Source organism: Streptomyces sp. NPDC031365 (assembly GCF_055569765.1).
Genome location: NZ_JBVIIM010000024.1, coordinates 109564 through 128113 on the forward strand (window position 1 = coordinate 109564; position 18550 = coordinate 128113).

Sequence of the window (18550 nt, forward strand, 5' to 3'; positions counted from 1 at the left end):
CGAGCGGGGTGCGCCCCTTCCGGGGGCCTCACCCGTGCCGCCACTATTCACGCGAGCCGGGGACACGCCCAGCGAAGGCCCGGGCCTGGCCCCAAACTCTGGGTGTTTCCCCCGATCCTGCGGCCGTCTCCGTCCCGCGGGCGGGGACCGGAAGAACCTGGAGGCGCTCCGGATCACCCGCCCCTCAGGAGTCCACCGTGCGTGTGCTGTTCGCGACCATCCCCGAGAAGTCCCACCTGTTCTGCATGACGCCGCTGGCCTGGGCGATGCGTGCCGCCGGTCACGAGGTGCGGGTCGCGAGCTGTGTGGAGCTCGTCGACGTCATCGCCCGTACCGGGATGACCGCCGTGGCGACCGGCCGGAACGACGGGATCAGCGAGGCGATGACCGCCAACCGCCAGTCGCAGGAGGAGTGGGAGGCGGCCAGCTGGAACGAACTCGATCCGGCGAAGCTGACCTATGCGTCCGAGCTCGACCGGATCCAGCTCGCGGCGTACGGCAGCGCCATGTACAACGAGCCGATGATCGACGAGATGATCGAGTTCGCCCGCTTCTGGCGGCCCGACCTCGTGGTCTGGGACCCGCTCACCTACGCCGGTCCCCTCGTCGCGGGTGCCGTCGGCGCCGCGCACGCCCGGTCGCTGTGCTTCGCCGACGTATGGGTGATGAAGCGTCAGCTCTTCCGCAAGCTGTCCGAGGAGGTGCCCGCCGACCTGCGCCGGGACCCGCTCGCCGAGTGGCTGGGCGGCCGCGCCGCCGAACTCGGCGGCGCGTACACGGAGGAGTTCGCCACCGGGCAGCTCACCCTCGACCCGTTGCCCGACAGCCTCGCCATCGCCACGGACGCGCCGCGCACACCGGTGCGGTTCGTGCCGTACAACGGTCCCGCGGCCGTTCCGGACTGGCTGCGGACGCCATCCGGGCGCACCCGGATCTGCATGAGCCTCGGCGCCTCCAACACGGAGCGCTACGGCGGTGACTACGTCTCCAAGGGGGACATCCTCGAGGTGCTGGCGGAACTCGACGCCGAGGTGGTCGCCGCGCTGCTGCCGCGGCAGGTCGCCGAGCTCGGGCCCATGCCGGACAACGTCCGGGTGGTGGAGTCGGTGCCGTTGCACGCCCTCCTGCCGAGTTGTTCCCTGCTCATCCACCACGGCGGCTTCGGCTCGTACGCCAACGCTCTCGTGTACGGGGTGCCGCAGCTCACCGTCACCACGCCGGTGGCCGACCAGCTCTACCGGGGTGCCGGTCTGGAGGAGCAGGGCGCGGGGCTGCTGCTGCCGCACGACCGGGCGACGCCGGAGGCGGTGTACGAACGCGTCTCGCGGATCCTGTCCGACTCCGCTTTCCTGCACCATGCGGACCGGCTGCGCGGGGAGGCGACCTCCCGCCCCACTCCGGCCGAGACGGTCCCCGTACTGGAGCAACTGGTGAGGGACCGGCGCACGGCCGAGTGGCGCGCCTGACGGCGCGGGCGGGCGACGCGGCCCGCCGGGCGGGCCGCCGGTCCTGCCGTCGCCTTCCCGCCGTCCGCCCGGAGGACGGGCTGTGTCGTGTCGGGCGCGTGCCCGGGTTCCTCCGGCCGACGGCCGGGGGAAGTGCCGCGCCCTTGAGGCCGCGGGGGATGGCGCGCGGCGTCGGGCGGCAGCCGCCGACGCGGCGGCAGGAGGGCCTACGGGCCGAGGATGCCCGCGTCGTGGGCGAGGAGTCCGGCCTGGGTGCGGTTGGCGCAGCCCAGTTTGTCCAGCATCCGTGACACATAGCCCTTGACCGTGGCCTCGGAGAGGAACAGCCGGGCCGCGATCTGGGCGTTCGACAGACCCTCGCCGACACCGGCCAGGACCTGCGTCTCCCGCTCGGTCAGGGACTCGACCAGCTCGCGGGCACGGTCGCGGGCCCGGAGGCTGTCGGTGGAGGCGGCGATGAGCCGGCGTGCGGCGGCCGGCGACAGGACGGTGTGGCCCCGGGCGGCCGTGCGGACCAGTCCGATCAGTTCTTCCGGCGGAGTCGACTTCACCAGGAACCCGATCGCGCCGGCCCGCAGGGCACGCAGCACGTACTGGTCGGCGTCGAAGGTCGTCAGCACCACGATGTTCGGCGGCTGCTCCAGCTCGTTGATGCGTTCGATCGCGGTCAGCCCGTCCATGCCGGGCATGCGCAGATCCATCAGGACGACGTCGGGGCGGCTGCGCCGGACCGCCTCGATGCCCGCCGCGCCGTCATGAGCGTCGTCGACGACCTCCAGGTCCTCGGCGGAGCCGAGGATCGTGCGCAGGAACACGCACACCATGGGCTCGTCGTCCACCACCACGATCCGGGCCATGTTCACACCGCCGATTCCGCGGTCGGGACGTACGCCGGCAGCGTCGCCTCGACGCTGAACCCGCCGTCGGGGCTGGGGCCGGCCCGCAGGGTGCCGTGCACGAGTTCGATGCGCTGTCGCAGATGGGCGATGCCCAGACCGGAGCCGGTGGCCGCCAGGTCACCGCTCGGCCGGCCGGAGGGGGCGGTGTTGTGGACCGTCAGCCGCACCTGGGCCTCGGCGTACTGGGCACGCACGGTCACCCGGGCGCCGGGCGCGTGTTTGCGTACGTTGGTCAGCGCTTCGCGCAGGACGCGGTAGGCGGTGCGCCCCACCACCGGTGAGGCGAGGGCCGGGTCGCCGTCCTCGATCAGCTCGGCCGGCGTGCCCACGGCGGTCGACTCGGCGACCAGGTCGGCGAAGCCGCCCACCGACGGTGTGTGATCGCCCTCCGGCGCGGTGCGCAGGATGCCCACCAGGTCCCGCAGTTCGTCCAGGGCCTGGCAGCCCGCGGCGCGCAGTTCCTCCGCCGCCTGCCGGGTCGCCTCGTCCCGGGCCGTCACCCGTAGCGCCCCGGCCTGGAGCACCATGAGGCTGACCCGGTGGGTGACCACGTCGTGCATCTCCCCGGCGAGCCGGACGCGTTCCTCGGCGCGGGCCTGCTCGGCGAGCAGGTGGCGTTCCCGCTCGGCGCGTTCGGCGCGCTCGACCAGGGCGAAGACCATACGGCGGCGGGCGTCGAAGTACAGCGCCAGCAGCGGCCCGACCGCGGTGCGCAGCAGCCCGACGGTCATGACGGTGACCGACGGCTCCCACGGCCGCATGATGGCGAGGGTGAGGGCCGTGAGCACGAGAAACGCCGTCCGGCGGTCCTGCCGGTAGAAGAACGGGCCGTACGCCGCCATCACGGTCGAGTAGGGGGCCCAGGTGTTGGTGTCGTTGACGGGCGTCAGCGCGCCGGCCGGTGAGACCAGCAACGTCACCGCCACCGTGAACGCGCCGAGCACGCCGACCACGGTGAGCGGGGCGACGCGCCGGAAGGCCAGCGAGGCGCAGGCGAGCGCCTGTACGCCCAGCAGGGTCCAGGCAAGGGTGCCCGGTTGTTCGGGCCACCAACTCGAGCCGACCAGCGTGGCACCGGTGTCGAGCAGCACGAAGGCCACCGCGATCGCCACGTCCACGGCCACCCGGTGGCGGCGGTGCCACGGTCCCTCAGTCATGACGCCTACGGTAGGGCACGCCCGGCGCCGCACCGGCGTGCCGGGGAGCACACCCTGCCTCCGCACGGGGAGGACCCTACGAAAGTCGTATGCCGCCCGCGACGGCCAGCCGTTCGTCGCCGCCGGACCCGACGGCCCGCCCTGCCGCGCGACCGCCCCGCTGTCGTGGAATGGAGGCATGGACGCGACAGACAACCCCATCACGACGACTCCCCGGCTCGGTCGCTACACGATCGACACGGCCACTTCCTCCCTCACGTTCCGGACCAGACACCTCTTCGGTCTGATGCCCGTGCGCGGTACGTTCGCGATCCGGGGCGGCACGGTCGACGTGGCCGAGCCGCTGGCCGAGTCGCGGCTGCGCGTGGAGGTCGACGCGGCGAGCTTCCACACGGGCAACGACCACCGGGACAGCGACATCCGGTCGGCGAAGTACCTGGACACCGACCGGCACCCGCTGTTCACGTTCGTCGCCGAGCGGGTGGACACCACCTCCGTCAGCGGCACACTCACCGCCTGTGGCGTCTCCCGGCCCGCCCGGCTGTCGATCGTGCGCGCCGAGGTGCACGCGGACTCCTTCACCGTGCGTGCCACCACCCGGGTCGACCGCACCGAGTTCGGTGTGACCGCGGCCCGCGGGATGGCCGGTCGACATCTCGATCTGACGCTGGAGGTCACGTGCGTCCCCGCCTGACCCGGCCGGCCCGGCACCACACGGACGGAGGCCGTCATGTCTAGCGCGGTCGTGGTCGAGAACCTGCACAAGAGGTACGGCACGGTACGGGCCGTGGACGACGTGAGCTTCGCGGTCGAACACGGTGAGATCTTCGCTCTGCTCGGCCGCAACGGCGCCGGCAAGACCACCACCATGGAGATCCTCGAGGGGTTCCGCGACCGGGACGGGGGCCGGGCCGATGTGCTCGGCCTCGACCCGGGCGACCGGTCCACGGCGCGCCTGCTGCGCGAACGGATCGGGCTGGTGCTTCAGGACATCGCGGTCGAGCCCTATCTCACGGTCCGTGAGACCGTCGCCCGCAACGCGGGCTACTACCCCGAGCCACGGGACGTCGACGAGGTGATCGGTCTGGTCGACCTCGCCGGCCAGGAGAAGAAGAAGGTCCGCTCGCTGTCCGGCGGGCAGAAGCGGCGCCTGGACCTGGCGCTGGGCATGATCGGGAACCCGGGTCTGCTGTTCCTCGACGAGCCGACGACCGGTTTCGACCCGAACGCGCGCCGCGGCGCCTGGCAGCTCGTGCGGAACCTGCGGGACGCGGGCACCACCATCCTGCTCACCACGCACTACATGGAGGAGGCGCAGCAACTGGCCGACCGGGTGGCTGTGATCTCCGCGGGGCGGATCGTCGCCGAGGGGACCCCCACGACCCTCGGCGGACGTGACACCGCCCGGGCCCGGATCCGTTTCGCCCTGCCGCCCGGCAGCACGGTGGCCGACCTTCCGGTGGCCGCCGTACCGGAGGACGACGGGCTGGTCCGTGTCGAGTCCGTGGAGCCCACCGCCGTGCTGAACCGGCTCACCGACTGGGCGTTGCGGCGCGGCACGGTGCTGGACCGGCTGACGGTCGACCGGCCGAGCCTGGAGGACGTCTATCTGCGTCTGACCGCCGCCCCGGACCGGGAGGCGCCCGAACGCACACCGGAAGGGAGCCTCCTGTGACCACCGTTGTTCCCCGCGCCGCGGGCCGGCCGCACCACCAGCACGGCGCCGGTCTGCTGTGGCACCAGATCCGCTACGAGCAGCTGACGTTCTGGCGCAATCCGCAGAGCGCGTTCTTCACGTTCGTCTTCCCCGTCGTCATCATCGCGATCTTCGGCGGGCTGTTCGGCGGCATCGGCGAGAACGAGTTCTACTACGGGAATTCCGCACTTCAGTACTACGTGTCGACGATCGCCGCGCTGTCCGTACTGGGCTCCTGCTACAGCCAGTTGGCGATCGTGCTCGCGTCCCGGCGCCAGACCGGGATGCTGAAACGGGTACGGGCGACACCGCTGCCCGCGTCCGTGTACTTCGTGGGTCTGCTGGCGCACTGCCTCGTGGTGAGCTTCGTCGACGTCCTGCTCATCACGGTGGTCGGCCGACTCTACGGTGTCCCGCTGCCCGCCACTACGCAACTGCCCGTGCTGATCCTCACGCTGGTGCTCGGCGCCGCCGCGTTCTGCGCCCTCGGGGTGGCGGTGGCCTCATTGATCCGCAACGCGGAGGCCGCGCCGTCGGTCGTGCAGTTCGTGCTGTTCCCGCTGGTGTTCATCTCGGGCACCTACATGCCGATCCACTCCGCTCTGCTGAACGGCATCGCCGCGGCACTGCCGGTGAAGCCGTTCAACGACGCCCTCCTCGGCGCGTTCACCACCGAGCACGCCGGCCCGCCCTGGCAGGACCTCGCGGTGCTGTTCCTGTGGGGCGCGGCCGGTGCGGTGGTGGCGGTGCGGCGCTTCCGCTGGGACCCGCGCCCGGAGTGACGCGTCCCATGCCGTGAATCCGGCCGCCGGCCGGTCCGGTCCGGGTCTCCCGGCCGGTCCGGCCCCAGAACTCCGGTCGTGTCGATACGGCCGGAGAGCCGTGACCCTGCTACCTCCCCCGGGCAGGGTCACGGCTTGTTCACGCGTCCTGGCGGCCGGTGCGCGAGGGCTCAGACCGAACGCTCGCGCAGCCAGGTGTCGACCGCGCCGGCGGTGGTGTCGGCCAGGTCCTCCATCATCGTGAAGTGGTTGCCGGGCACGTCGACGACGTGGTCCGCCTCGCTCCAGCCCGTCTGCCACTGCTCCGGCGCCAGTTCCTCCCCTCCCGGCATCGGCCGGCCCGCCCGTACGAGCAGCACGGGAGCCCGGAGCTTTCCGGGCCGCCAGCCGCCCAGCAGGTTGAAGTACCAGCTCATGGCGGAGAGCCTGGCCGCGTCCATCCGGGCGAAGCCTGCCTCCCGTTCGAACATGCCGCCCAGCAGCTGGTCCTCGAACTGACCGAGCGAGTCGTCGCCGGGCACATAGGTGTCGAGCAGCACGACTCCCGCCGGGCGGCGGCCCTCCCGCTCGAGACGGTCCGCGGTCGCGTACGCCAGGACACCACCGGAGGAGGAGCCGAGCAGGGCGAACGGCGCGTCCCCGACCTGCTCGCGCACCATCCGCGCCAAGAGCCCGAGCAGGGCGTCCTCGGTGGCCGGCAGCGGCTCGTCCGCGCCGAATCCGGGCACCGAGAGCGCGGTCACGTTCCGTACGTCGCGGAACCCGGAGGCGAACCGCGCGTACTGGTGCACGCCGGCCAGCGCCACCTGGGAACTGAAGCAGACCAGGTGGACCGGCTGTTCCCCCTTGGCCAGCCGGACCGCGGTGGGTGACGTCGCCACCTCGTCGGCGGCGGCGAAGGTCGGGCGCAGCCGGGCGACGCTCTGCAGCAGTTCGAAGCCCTCGCGCAGCCGGCGCTCCTCGCAGGCCCTGCGGAACAGCCGGCCGATGGTCTCGTCGGTGCCGGTGTCTGCGCTGGATCCGGTGCCGGACGGCGGATCCGCCGGGGTGCCCGGCCGGCCCTGCGGCGGGCCCAGCAGCGTGTGCAGATGGCCGGCCAGGTCGTGCGGCGAGGTGTGGTCGAAGACCACACTCGGCGGCAGCCGCAGCTCGGTCGCGGCGGCCAGCGCGTTGCGCAGTTCCACCGAGGTCAGCGAGTCGAGACCGAGTTCCAGGAACGGCTGGTCCGGCTCGATCGCCTCGGCCGAGGCGTGCCCGAGCACGGTGGCGGTGGCGGTGCGTACGAGGTCGAGCACCGCGCGGCCGCGGGCCGCCTCGTCGAGGCCGCGCAGCCCCCGGGCCGTCGACCGGTGATCGTCCCGGCGGGCGGCGGTGCGGCGTGCCGCGGGCCGGACGAGGCCGCGCAGCAGCGGTGCGGGGTCGGGTCCGAGGGCCGTGGTGTCGAGGCGCATGGGCACGAGCGAGGCGGCGTCGGCCCGCAGGGCGGTGTCGAGGAGGCCGAGCCCCTCGTCGTCGCCCAGGGCGAGCACACCGCCGCGGGCCATGCGGCCCCGGTCCGCCCCGTCGAGCCGGCCCGCCATGCCGCGCTCCCAGGCTCCCCAGGCGAGGGACCTGGCGGGCAGCCCGTCGGCCCTGCGCTGCTCGGCCAGGGCGTCGAGGAAGGCGTTGGCGGCGGCGTAGTTGGCCTGGCCCGGCGTGCCGAAGACGGCCGCCGACGAGGAGAACAGCACGAAGTCGGCGAGCTTGGCGTCGCGGGTCAGTTCGTGCAGGTGCAGCGCGGCGTCCGCCTTGGCGCGCAGCACCGCCTCGAACCGCTCCGGGGTGAGCGAGGTGAGCACTCCGTCATCGAGGACCCCGGCGAGGTGGACGACGGCGGTGAGCGGATGCGCCGGATCCAGGTCCGCCAGCGCCCGGCCCAGGGCCGGGCGGTCGGCCGCGTCGCAGGCGACCAGGGCGACCTCGGCGCCCAGCCCGGTGAGTTCGGTGCGCAGCGCCTCCGCCCCGGGGGCGCCGGCTCCGCCACGGCTGACCAGCAGCAGATGACGTATGCCGTGGGTGGCGACGAGGTGCCGGGCGACCAGCCCGCCGAGGGCTCCGGTGGCGCCGGTGACGAGCACGGTCCCGTTCGGGTCCCAGGCCGGGCCCGGCAGGTCGGGTACGGCGACGCGAGCCAGTCTGGCCGCGTTCAGTCGACCTGCGCGCACGGCGAGTTGGGGTTCCCCGGTGTCGAACGCCGCGGGCAGGGCGAGGACCGACTCGGGCCGGTCGTCGAGGTCGGCCAGAAGGAAACGTCCGGGGTTCTCCGACTGGGCGGTGCGCACCAGACCCCACAGGGGCGCGCAGGCCAGGTCGTGCGGGCGGACGGTGCCGTCACCGAGCGCGCCCCGGGTGACGAACGCCAGCCGGGTTCCGGCGAAGCGCTCGTCCGCGAGCCAGGACCGCACGGTGCGCAGGGCGGCGGCGGTGATGTCCCGCAGGGCACGGCCCGGTTCGGTTTCCGGTTCGGAGGCGAAGGACACCAGCACGAGTTCCGGGAGGACCATGCCGGCGGATGCGGCGGCCGACAGGGCGTCGAGGTCGGCGAAGGACTCCATCCAGACACCCGCCGCGGTCAGCGGTTCGGTGAGGCCGAGGGTGTCCGAGCCGACGAGGACGCAGCGCCGGGTCTCCGTGCCGGTGCCGCGTTCCGGCAGGGGCGTCCAGTCCACCCGGAACAGCCCGTCCGCGGGTCGTGCTCCAGCCGCGGGGACCGCCGCGTACGGGCGCAGGGTGAGCGCGCCGATCGAGACGACCGGACGTCCGAGGGGGTCCGCGGCGCTGAGCGCCACCTGTCCGGGGCCTGTCGCGGTGAGACGTACGCGCAGTCGGGCGGCGCCGTGGGCGTGCAGCACGGTGTCGCCGAAGGAGAACGGCACCAGACGGCCCGCGGCATCGGGCAGCAGGTACGCGATGCCGTGCAGGGCGGCGTCGAGGAGGGCCGCGTGCAGGCCGTGCCGGCCGGCGTCGGCGCGCAGCGGTTCGGGCAGGGCCACCTCGGCGTACAGCTCGCCGTCCCGCCGCCAGGCGGCGGTCAGGCCCCGGAAGGCGGGGCCGTAGGAGACGCCGTCCCCTCCCGGCCCTTCGGGGAGGCCGGAGTGGTCGTAGAGCCCGTCGAGCGCGACCTCCTCCGCGCCGTGCGGGGGCCACGCGGTGGCGTCGAACGGCTCGTCGCCGCCGTCGGCCTCGGTCAGCGTTCCGGTCGCGTGGAGCGTCCAGGCCTCCTCGGCGGCGGTCTCGGTGATCGCGCCGGCCGGCCGGGAGGAGATCCGTACGGTCCGTCGCCCGGACGGGTCGGCGGACCCGGCCACCACCTGTATCTGCCGCTCGCCCGCATCGAGGCGCAGCGGCGCCGACAGCACCAGTTCCTCCACGCGTTCGTGGCCCGCGTGGTCCCCGGTGTGCAGGGCCAGGTCGAGCAGGGCCGTGCCCGGCACGACCGCCGCCTGGGCGACGAGGTGGTCGGCGAGCCACGGGTGGGCCGCCGTGGAAAGCCGTCCGGTGCAGACGAACCCTCCGTCGGACAGCGGTACGCAGGCGCCGAGCAGCGGATGTCCGGCACCGGTGAGACCGGCCGCCGCCAGATCGGCCGGGGCCGCGCCCGCGTCGGCCCAGTACCGCTGCCGCCGGAAGGCGTAGGTCGGCAGATCCACCCGGACCGCCCCGGTACCGGTGTAGGGGGCCGGACGGTCGACACGGGTGCCGTGCGCGAGCAGCGGGCCGAGCACGGCGGCCAGCGTGGCGGTCTCGGGGTGGCCGCGGCGCAGGACGGCGCCCGCGAGCGGGGAGGATCCCTGGATGTGGCGGGCCGTTCCGGCGCCTTCGTCGTCGGCGTCTGCGTCTGCGTCGGCGTCTGCGAGGCACTCCTCGACCGCCGCCGTGAGGACGGGGTCCGGTCCGAGCTCGACGAAGGTGGCCACGCCGGACGCGCGCAGCCGCGCCACCGCGTCGTGGAACCGTACGGTCCCGCGCACCTGCCGCACCCAGTAGGCGGGGTCGTCGAAGCGGCCCTGGTCGGCGGCGCCCGCACCGCCGGTCGCCACGACCGGAATCCGGGCCGGGTGGTACGTCACCGACTCGGCGACCCGGCGGAACTCCTCCAGCATCGGTTCCATGCGGGCCGAGTGGAAGGCGTGGCTCACCCGCAGCCGCCGGCTCCGGCGGCCCTCGAAGCGCGCCCCCGCCGTGAGCACGGCGTCCTCCTCGCCCGACAGCACGACCGCGGTGGGTCCGTTGACGGCGGCGAGGTCCACTCCGTCGCCCAGCAACGGGGTGACCTCCGCCTCGCTCGCCCGCAGCGCCAGCATCGCGCCGCCCGGCGGCAGGGCCTGCATCAGCCGGCCGCGCGCGGCGACCAGCCGGCAGGCGTCCTCCAGTGTGAGCACTCCTGCCACGTGGGCGGCGGCCAGTTCACCCACGGAGTGGCCCACGAGGTGGTCGGGGTCGACTCCGTAGGAGGCGAGGAGGCGGTACAAGGCCACTTGAAGCGCGAACAGCGCGGGCTGCGCGAACTCCGTGCGGGAGAGGACCTCGGCGGCGCTCTCGGTGTCGGCGAACATCATGTCCCGCAGGGGCAGGCCGAGTTCGGGATCGAGGTGCGCGCACACGGCGTCCAGGGCGTCGGCGAAGACCGGCGCGCACGCGTACAGTTCCCGTCCCATTCCCGGCCGCTGACTGCCCTGGCCGGTGAACAGGAACGCGGAAGGGCGCTGCGCCGCCCGGCCCAGTGCCACGCCCGGCGCCGGGGTTCCGGCCGCGATCGCGTCGAGCCGGGTCAGCAGCCCGTCCCGGTCGGCGGCGACCGCGACCGCGCGGTGCTCGAAGAGGGTGCGCGTCGTGGCGAGGGAGTAGCCGACGTCGAGGGGATCCAGCCCGGGGTGGAGCGTCAGGCGGTCCCGGAGAGCGGCGGCCTGGGCGCGGACGGCGCCCTCGGTGCGGCCGGAGACGAGCAGCGGGAGGAGGGGCGGCGCCGACACGGGTTGCGGGGTGCCCGGCCGGGCCGCGGGAGCGGCACTTCGCGGCACGGGAACCGCACCCTGCGCCACGGGGGCGGCCTTCCGCGCCACGGGAGCGGCGTCCTGTGCCGCCGGGGCCTCCAGGATGACGTGGGCGTTCGTGCCGCTGATGCCGAAGGACGACACCCCGGCGCGGCGGGGCCGTCCGGACTCCTGCCACGGTACGGCCTCGGTGAGCAGGGCGACGGCCCCGGCCGACCAGTCGACCTGCTCGGTGGGCCGGTCCACGTGCAGGGTCGGGGGCAGCAGGCCGTGCCGCATCGCCTGCACCATTTTGATGATGCCGCCGACGCCCGCCGCGGCCTGCGCGTGGCCGATGTTGGACTTGATCGAGCCGAGCCACAGCGGGCGCTCCTCGGGCCGGTCCCGGCCGTACGTGGCGAGCAGCGCCTGCGCCTCGATGGGGTCGCCGAGGACGGTCCCGGTGCCGTGTCCCTCGATGGCGTCCACCTCGGCGGGCCGCAGCCCGGCGCGGTCCAGGGCCTGGCGGATGACGCGCTGTTGGGCGGGTCCGTTGGGCGCGGTGAGCCCGTTGGACGCGCCGTCCTGGTTGACGGCCGAGCCGCGCACCACGGCGAGCACACGGTGCCCCTGCCGACGGGCGTCGGAGAGCCGCTCCAGGAGGAGCATGCCGACGCCCTCCGCCCATCCGGTGCCGTCGGCGGCGTCCGCGAAGGATTTGCAGCGGCCGTCGGGGGCGAGCCCGCGCTGCCGGCTGAAGTCGACGAACGTACCCGGTGTCGCCATCACCGTGACCCCGCCGGCCAGCGCCGTCTCGCACTCGCCCTCGCGCAGCGCCTGCGCGGCGAGATGCAGCGCCACCAGCGACGAGGAGCAGGCGGTGTCGACGGTCACCGCGGGCCCTTCGAGACCGAGGAGGTAGGCGACCCGCCCGGTGGCCACACTGCCTGCCGAACCGGTACCGAGGAAGCCCTCCGCCCCCTCGGGGACGGTGTGCAGTCGGGCGAGGTAGTCGTGGTACATGACTCCGGCGAACACCCCGGTGCGTCCCCCGCGCAGCGTGGTGGGGTCGATGCCGGCGGACTCGACCGCCTCCCAGGACGTCTCCAGCAGCAGCCGCTGCTGCGGATCCATGACCACGGCCTCGCGCGGCGAGATGCCGAAGAAGGCCGCGTCGAACTCGGCGGCGTCGTGCAGGAATCCGCCCTCGCGCACATAGCTGGCCCCGCCGGTGTCGGGGTCCGCGTCGTAGAGCCGCTCCAGGTCCCAGCCCCGGTCGGCCGGGAACGGGGTGACGCCGTCGGCGCCGGAGATGACCAGGTCCCACAGGTCGTCCGGAGTGCGGACGTCTCCCGGGTAGCGGCAGGCCATGCCGACGATCACGATCGGGTCGTCCGTGCCCGTGGCCCCGCCCGTGTCCGTCCTGCGCCGTACGACCGGGGCGGCGGCCCGCCGCCCCGGTTCGTCCTCGCCGAACAGTCGCTCCAGCAGGTGGCGGGCCACGGCTTCGGCGGTCGGATGGTCGAAGACGAGGGTCGCGGACAGCCGCAGGCCGCTCACGGCGTTGAGGTGGTTGCGCAGTTCGACGGCGGTGAGCGAGTCGAAGCCGAGGTCGCGGAAGGGCTGGTCCACGGCCACGTCGTCCGGTGCGTCATGGCCCAGCACGGTCGCCGCCTGGGTCTGGACGAGATGGCGCAGCGCGGACAGCCGCTCCTCCGCCGGCAGCGGTTCGAGCCGCTCGACGAGCGAGGCGGCCGCGGCCTCGTCGGCCCGGGCCGCCCGTCGCCGGGGCGCACGGACCAGGGCGCGGAACACGGGGGGCAGATGGTCGCCGTTCTCCCGCAGCCCGGCCAGGTCGAGGCGCACCGGCAGCACCGCCGGGTGACCGGTCGAGGCCGCGAGGTCGAACAGGGCGGTGCCGTCCGAGGCGGACAGGGGTATCACACCGCCGCGCGCCATGCGGCGCCGGTCGGCCTCGCCGAGGCCGCCGGTCATCTCACCGGAGCCGTCCCACACGCCCCAGCCGAGTGAGAGCCCGGGGAGGCCTTCGGCCCGGCGGCGGGCGGCGAGCGCGTCGAGGAAGGCGTTCGCCGCGGCGTAGTTGCCCTGTCCGGGCGCGCCCAGGGCGGCGGAGACGGAGGAGAACAGCACGAACGCCGACAGGGGTGCGGTGCGCGTCAGTGCGTGGAGGTTGAGGGCGGCGTCCACCTTGGGCCGCAGCACCCGGCGGACCTGTTCGGGGTCGAGGGAGGCCACCGTGGCGTCGGCGATCACTCCGGCCGTGTGGACGACGCCGGTCAGCGGATGTTCACCCGGGATGTCGTCGAGGACGGCCGCGAGGGCGTCACGGTCCGCGGCGTCGCAGGCGACGAGGGTGACCCGCGCCCCGAGCCCGGTCAGCTCGGCGACGAGCTCCCCGGCGCCCGGCGCCTCGGGGCCACGCCGGCTGAGCAGCAGGAGGTGGCGCACACCGTGGGCGGTGACGAGGTGACGCGCGATCACACCGCCGAGTTGTCCGGTGGCACCGGTGACCAGCACGGTGCCGTCGGGGTCCCAGGCGGGGGTGGTGTCCGGGGCGGGGGTGGTGTCCGGGGCGGGGGTGGTGTCCGGGGCGGGGGGCGCGGTGTTCAGGCGGCAGGCGAACAGCTCACCGTCCCGTACGGCCGCCTGCGGTTCGTCCGAAGCGAGCGCCTCCTCCAGGCCGTCGTGGCCGTCGACGAGTTGGAACCGGCCCGGATGCTCCGACTGTGCCGACCGTACGAGCCCCCAGACAGCGGCGCCCGGCAGGTCCCGCATTTGGTCGCCGGCCCCGGCGGTCACCGCTCCGTCGGTCACGAGGACCAGGCGGCTCTCCTCGAACCGCTCGTCGGACAGCCACTCCCGCACCAGACCGAGGACCCGGAGTACTTCGTCATGGGTGGCCCGCGCCGACTCGTCACCGGGCCTCCCGCATGCGGTCACCACGACGCCGGGCACGGGAACGCCACCGTCGACAGCGGCGCGCAGGGCCGCCAGGTCCGGATGGCGCGGCCCGTCCAGCGGCAGACCGTCACCGGGGCCGAGAACGACCGGTTCGGGCATCTCGTCGCCCGGTGTCGGCACCGGCGCCGACACCGGCATCCAGTCGAGCCTGTACAGGGCGTCACGGAGGGCGGGATCGGCCGCCTCGGATTCGAGGGCGTCCACGGACATCGGCCGCAGCGTCAGCGAGCCGACCTCCGCGACGGGCCGTCCCGACACGTCGGCGACCTGGAGGGTGACACTCTCGGCTCCGGTCGGTGTCAGCCGCGCCCGCAGACCGGTGGCACCGACCGCGTGCAGCGTCACACCGCTCCAGGAGAACGGCAGCCGCCCCGGCTCACCGGCGCCCGCACCGGAGTGCCCGGGCTCTCCGGTGCCGAGGGCCATCGCATGCAGTACGGAGTCCATGACGGCGGGGTGCAGGTGAAAGGCGTCGGCGGCGTCCGGCGCCTGCGAAGCGGCGGGCGTGGAATCGCCTCGCTCGGCATCGCCTCGCGTGGAATCGCCGAGCAGCGTCTCGACGAACAGGTCGTTCCCACGGCGCCAGGCCTTGCGCAGCCCACGGAAGACCGTCCCGTACTGGAGGCCCGCTTCCGCCAGTCTCTCGTAGAGCCCGGCCGCGTCGACCTCCTGCGCGCCCTGCGGGGGCCACTGGGTGAGGTCGTACGGCGTCTCCTCGTCCGCGACGGGGGCGAGGAGGCCGGTCGCGTGCCGCGTCCAGCGCTCGGCCGGGTCGTCCTCCCGCCGGGACGACACCTGCACGGAGCGGCAGCCGGTGTCGTCCGGAGTGCCGACCAGCACCTGCAGATGCACCACACCGGCCGCCGGAAGCACCAGCGGAGCCGTCAGGGTGAGCTCCTCCACACGTTCGCAGCCGACCCGCTCCCCCGCACACAGGGCGAGTTCGACGAACCCCGTACCCGGGAACACGATGCGGCCGGCCACCTGGTGATCGGCCAGCCACGGCTGCGACGGAACCGACAGTCCACCCAGCAGGAGGACGTCGCCGGACCCCGCCAAGCTGATCTCGGCATGGAGCAGGGGGTGCCCGGACCGAACGGAACCGAGCGGCGACGGGCCCACGCCCAGCCGTGCCGTGGGCCAGTAGCGGCGGTGCTGGAAGGCGTAGGTGGGCAGGTCGGTGACGCGGGCGCCGGTGGGGGCGTAGAACGCGGCCCAGTCGACCTCGGCTCCGCAGGCCCAGAGGCGGGCCAGGGCGGTCACGGCGGTGAGCGGTTCGGCCTGCTTGCGGTGCAGGACCGGGGCGACCAGTACGGCCTCATCGCCGGTCTCCTCGATCGCTCCGGTCAGGGAGGCGTCGGGACCGAGTTCGAGGAAGCGGGTGACACCGAGGGAGGCCATGTGCGTGATCGCGTCCGCGAAACGGACGGTGCCGCGGACCTGATCCGCCCAGTAGGCGGGGGTGAACTCCTCGACCTGCTCGCCGGTCAGCGTCGAGACGATCGGGATGCGGGGACGGGCATACGTCAACTCCCCCGCCACCGTGGCGAACTCGTCGAGCATCGGGTCCATCAGTGCCGAGTGGAAGGCATGGCTGACCTCCAGCCACCGGCCCTGCCGGTCGGACAGGGCGGACGCCACCGACTCGACGGCCTCCCGCGCACCGGAGAGGACCACCTGCCCGGGCGCGTTCACCGCCGCCACCGACACACCCTCGACCAGCAACGGCGACACCTCCTCCACCGAGGCACGCACCGCCCACATCACACCACCCTCGGGCAGCGCCTGCATCAACGACGCACGCGCCGCCACCAGCCGACACGCATCCTCAAGCGACAGCACGCCAGCCACGTGTGCGGCGGCCAGCTCACCCACCGAGTGGCCCACCAGGTAGTCGGGGGTGCTCCCCCAGGACTCCAGCAGCCGGAACAACGCCACCTCGACCGCGAACAACGCAGGCTGCGCCCAGCCAGTCGTCCTCAACGCCTCCGCGTCACCGGACATCACCTCCCGCAGCGGTCGTTCCAGCAACGCATCGAAGTGCGCGCACACCTCATCCAGAGCCGCGGCGAAGACCGGGAAGGCCTCCGCCAGCTCGCCACCCATGCCCAGGCGCTGTCCACCCTGGCCGGAGAACACGAACCCGGTCAGCCCACCCCGGGCCACCACCGGCGCCACATCCCCGGCCGCCAGCGCCGCCAGCCGCGTACGCAGCTCGTCCGCATCCGCACCCAGCACCACCGCCCGATGCTCCAGACCCGCGCGAGTCGTCGCGAGCGTGACACCCACATCCACCGGGTTGAGACCATCCACCGCGGACAGCAACCGCCCGGCCTGCGCCGCCAGGCCCGTAGCCGTGTGTGTCGACACGGGCCAGGGCAGAACGGGCAGTTGGAGATCACTTCCCTCCGCGTCGGGTGCGGCCTCCTCGGTCGGTGCCTCCTCCAGGATGATGTGGGCGTTCGTGCCGCTGATACCGAACGACGACACACCGGAACGTCTCGGCCGCTCACCGCGCGGCCACTCCCGCGCCTCGGACAGCAGCTCCACCGCACCGGCGGACCAGTCCACATGCGAGGACGGCGTATCGGCATGCAACGTCCTGGGCATCTGGCCATGCCGCATCGCCAGGATCATCTTGATCACACCCGCGACACCGGCCGCGGCCTGCGTGTGCCCGATGTTCGACTTGATCGAACCCAGCCACAACGGCCGGTCTTCCGGCCGGTCCTGCCCGTACGTCGCCAGCAGCGCCTGCGCCTCGATCGGGTCACCCAGCGTCGTCCCCGTGCCATGCGCCTCCACCACGTCCACCTCGGACGCGGACAGACCCGCATTGGTCAGCGCCTGCCGGATCACCCGCTGCTGGGAGGGACCGTTGGGAGCGGTCAGCCCGTTCGACGCACCGTCCTGGTTGACCGCAGAGCCGCGCACCACCGCCAGCACCCGGTGACCATTGCGCCGCGCGTCCGACAACCGCTCCAGGACGAGCACGCCCACGCCCTCGCCCCAGCCGGTCCCGTCGGCGTCGTCCGAGAACGCCTTGCACCGGCCGTCCCCGGCCAGCCCACCCTGCCGCTCGAACTCCACGAACGCACCCGGCGTCGACATCACCGTCACCCCGCCCGCGAGGGCGAGGTCGCACTCCCCCGCGCCCAGCGACTGGGCCGCGAGGTGCAGGGCGACCAGGGAGGAGGAGCACGCGGTGTCGACGGTCACCGCGGGGCCTTCGAGCCCCAGCACGTACGACACCCGGCCGGACAGGACGCTGCCCGCGCTGCCGGTCCCGCCGTAGCCGTCGGCCGACTCGCCGGCCAGCGCCAGCAGAGCCGGGTAGTCCTGCCCGTTCGTACCCGCGAAGACCCCGACCGGCAGCCCGCGCAGCGACGAAGGAGCGATACCCGCCCGCTCCAGCGACTCCCACACCACTTCCAGCAGCAGCCGCTGCTGCGGATCCATCGCCAACGCCTCACGCGGCGAAATACCGAAGAGACCGGCGTCGAAATCCGCCGCCCCTTCGACGAAGCCACCGACACCTCGGTCAACGGTCCAGCCCCGGTCCGGGGGGAACTCGCCCATGGCGTCCACACCGTCCGCCACCAGCCGCCAGAGGTCCTCGTCCGACCCCACTCCGCCCGGGAACCGGCATCCCATGCCGACCACGGCCACGGGCTCGGCAGCGTCCGACTCCATGTCCCTCAGTCGCTGCTTGGTCTCATGGAGTTCGAGCGTGACCTTCTTCAGGTAACCGAGAAGCTTGTCCTCGTTGCTCATCAAGCTCACCGCGTCCCGATCTCGTTGTCGATAAGGTCGAAGATGTCGTCGGATGTGGCGGCTTCGATCTTTGCCGACAGGTCGACAGCACCGTCGTCGACAGCGGCACCATCCAGGCGTTTCATTAGCTGTTGCAGGCGCGAGCCCACTCGTAGCCGCGCGATCTCCCGCGCGGGCAGGGCCAGCAGGGCGGCTTCCAACCGGTCCAGCTCACCGCCGGGATCCCCGGCCTCGTCCGAGGTGCCGTCGGCCAGTTCGCCGAGCAGGAAGTCGGTGAGGGCGAGCGTGGTCGGGTGGTCGAAGACGAGCGTCGAGGGGAGCTTGAGTCCTGTCTCGGCCGCGAGGGCGTTGCGGAGTTCGACGGCGGTGAGGGAGTCGAAGCCGAGATCGCGGAACGCCTTCGACACATCCACGGCACTCGGCTCGGCGAAGCCCAGCACCGCGGCGACCCGGCCCCTGACGACATCGGACAGCATCGAGCGCCGGGCGGCGCCCGAGACACCGGCCAGCCGGTCCCGCAGCCCGTTGGTCCCGACGCCCGGTTCACCGGTCGTGACGCTCTGCGGCGCGACCTCTGCCCACAGACGGTTGGGGCGGAGGGCGGTCACGGCGGGGACGAAACGCTCCCAGTCCACGTCGGCCACGGCGAGACAGCCCGAGGCGGTGCCCAGGATGTCGAGGGCCACGTCCGGGTCCAGCGGCCGAACACCGCCCCGGTCGATACGGGCCTGAACAGTCGCGTCATCCGCCATACCGCCCTCGGCCCACGGACCCCACGCAAG

General features: G+C 73.5%; 8 protein-coding genes. 4 read left to right on the forward strand and 4 right to left on the reverse strand.

The features are described from left to right. The first annotated feature begins 197 nt into the window (after positions 1–197). Positions 198–1466 (forward strand): activator-dependent family glycosyltransferase, encoded by a 1269-nt coding sequence (locus tag ACZ5C2_RS29030; protein ID WP_468797758.1) that lies wholly within the window; start codon positions 198–200, stop codon positions 1464–1466. A gap of 206 nt (positions 1467–1672) precedes the next feature. On the opposite strand, the gene ACZ5C2_RS29035 is transcribed toward ACZ5C2_RS29030, so the two are convergent. Both ACZ5C2_RS29035 and ACZ5C2_RS29040 read right to left on the reverse strand, forming a co-directional pair. Beyond that, on the reverse strand, positions 1673–2323 hold the full coding sequence (locus ACZ5C2_RS29035; protein ID WP_468797761.1) for a response regulator: 651 nt from the start codon (positions 2321–2323) through the stop codon (positions 1673–1675). A gap of 2 nt (positions 2324–2325) precedes the next feature. After that, the gene (locus ACZ5C2_RS29040; RefSeq protein WP_468797764.1) at positions 2326–3522 is read right to left on the reverse strand and encodes a sensor histidine kinase; all 1197 of its coding nucleotides are present in this window, start codon (positions 3520–3522) and stop codon (positions 2326–2328) included. A gap of 178 nt (positions 3523–3700) precedes the next feature. On the opposite strand from ACZ5C2_RS29040, the gene ACZ5C2_RS29045 reads away from it, so the two are divergent. The 3 genes from ACZ5C2_RS29045 to ACZ5C2_RS29055 are packed head-to-tail and all read left to right on the forward strand — an operon-like array spanning position 3701 to position 6000. Then, on the forward strand, positions 3701–4216 hold the full coding sequence (locus tag ACZ5C2_RS29045) for a YceI family protein (RefSeq protein WP_468797767.1): 516 nt from the start codon (positions 3701–3703) through the stop codon (positions 4214–4216). Between the two features lie 36 nt (positions 4217–4252). Then, positions 4253–5197, forward strand: a complete 945-nt coding sequence (locus ACZ5C2_RS29050; RefSeq protein WP_468797770.1) for an ABC transporter ATP-binding protein — start codon at positions 4253–4255, stop codon at positions 5195–5197. Then, positions 5194–6000, forward strand: coding sequence for an ABC transporter permease (locus ACZ5C2_RS29055; protein ID WP_468797773.1), 807 nt, complete (start codon positions 5194–5196; stop codon positions 5998–6000). The genes ACZ5C2_RS29050 and ACZ5C2_RS29055 overlap by 4 nt, the downstream gene beginning before the upstream one ends. Positions 6001–6170: 170 nt before the next feature. Here the strand turns inward: ACZ5C2_RS29055 and ACZ5C2_RS29060 are convergent, their stop codons facing one another. Together ACZ5C2_RS29060 and ACZ5C2_RS29065 are read right to left on the reverse strand one after the other, a co-directional pair. Then, complete coding sequence (locus ACZ5C2_RS29060) at positions 6171–17768, reverse strand: type I polyketide synthase (protein ID WP_468797776.1); 11598 nt, start codon at positions 17766–17768, stop codon at positions 6171–6173. 5 nt (positions 17769–17773) lie between these two features. Further along, positions 17774–18550, reverse strand: a 777-nt coding sequence (locus tag ACZ5C2_RS29065; protein WP_468797779.1) for an acyl carrier protein, incomplete at its 5' end; no start/stop codon positions are given.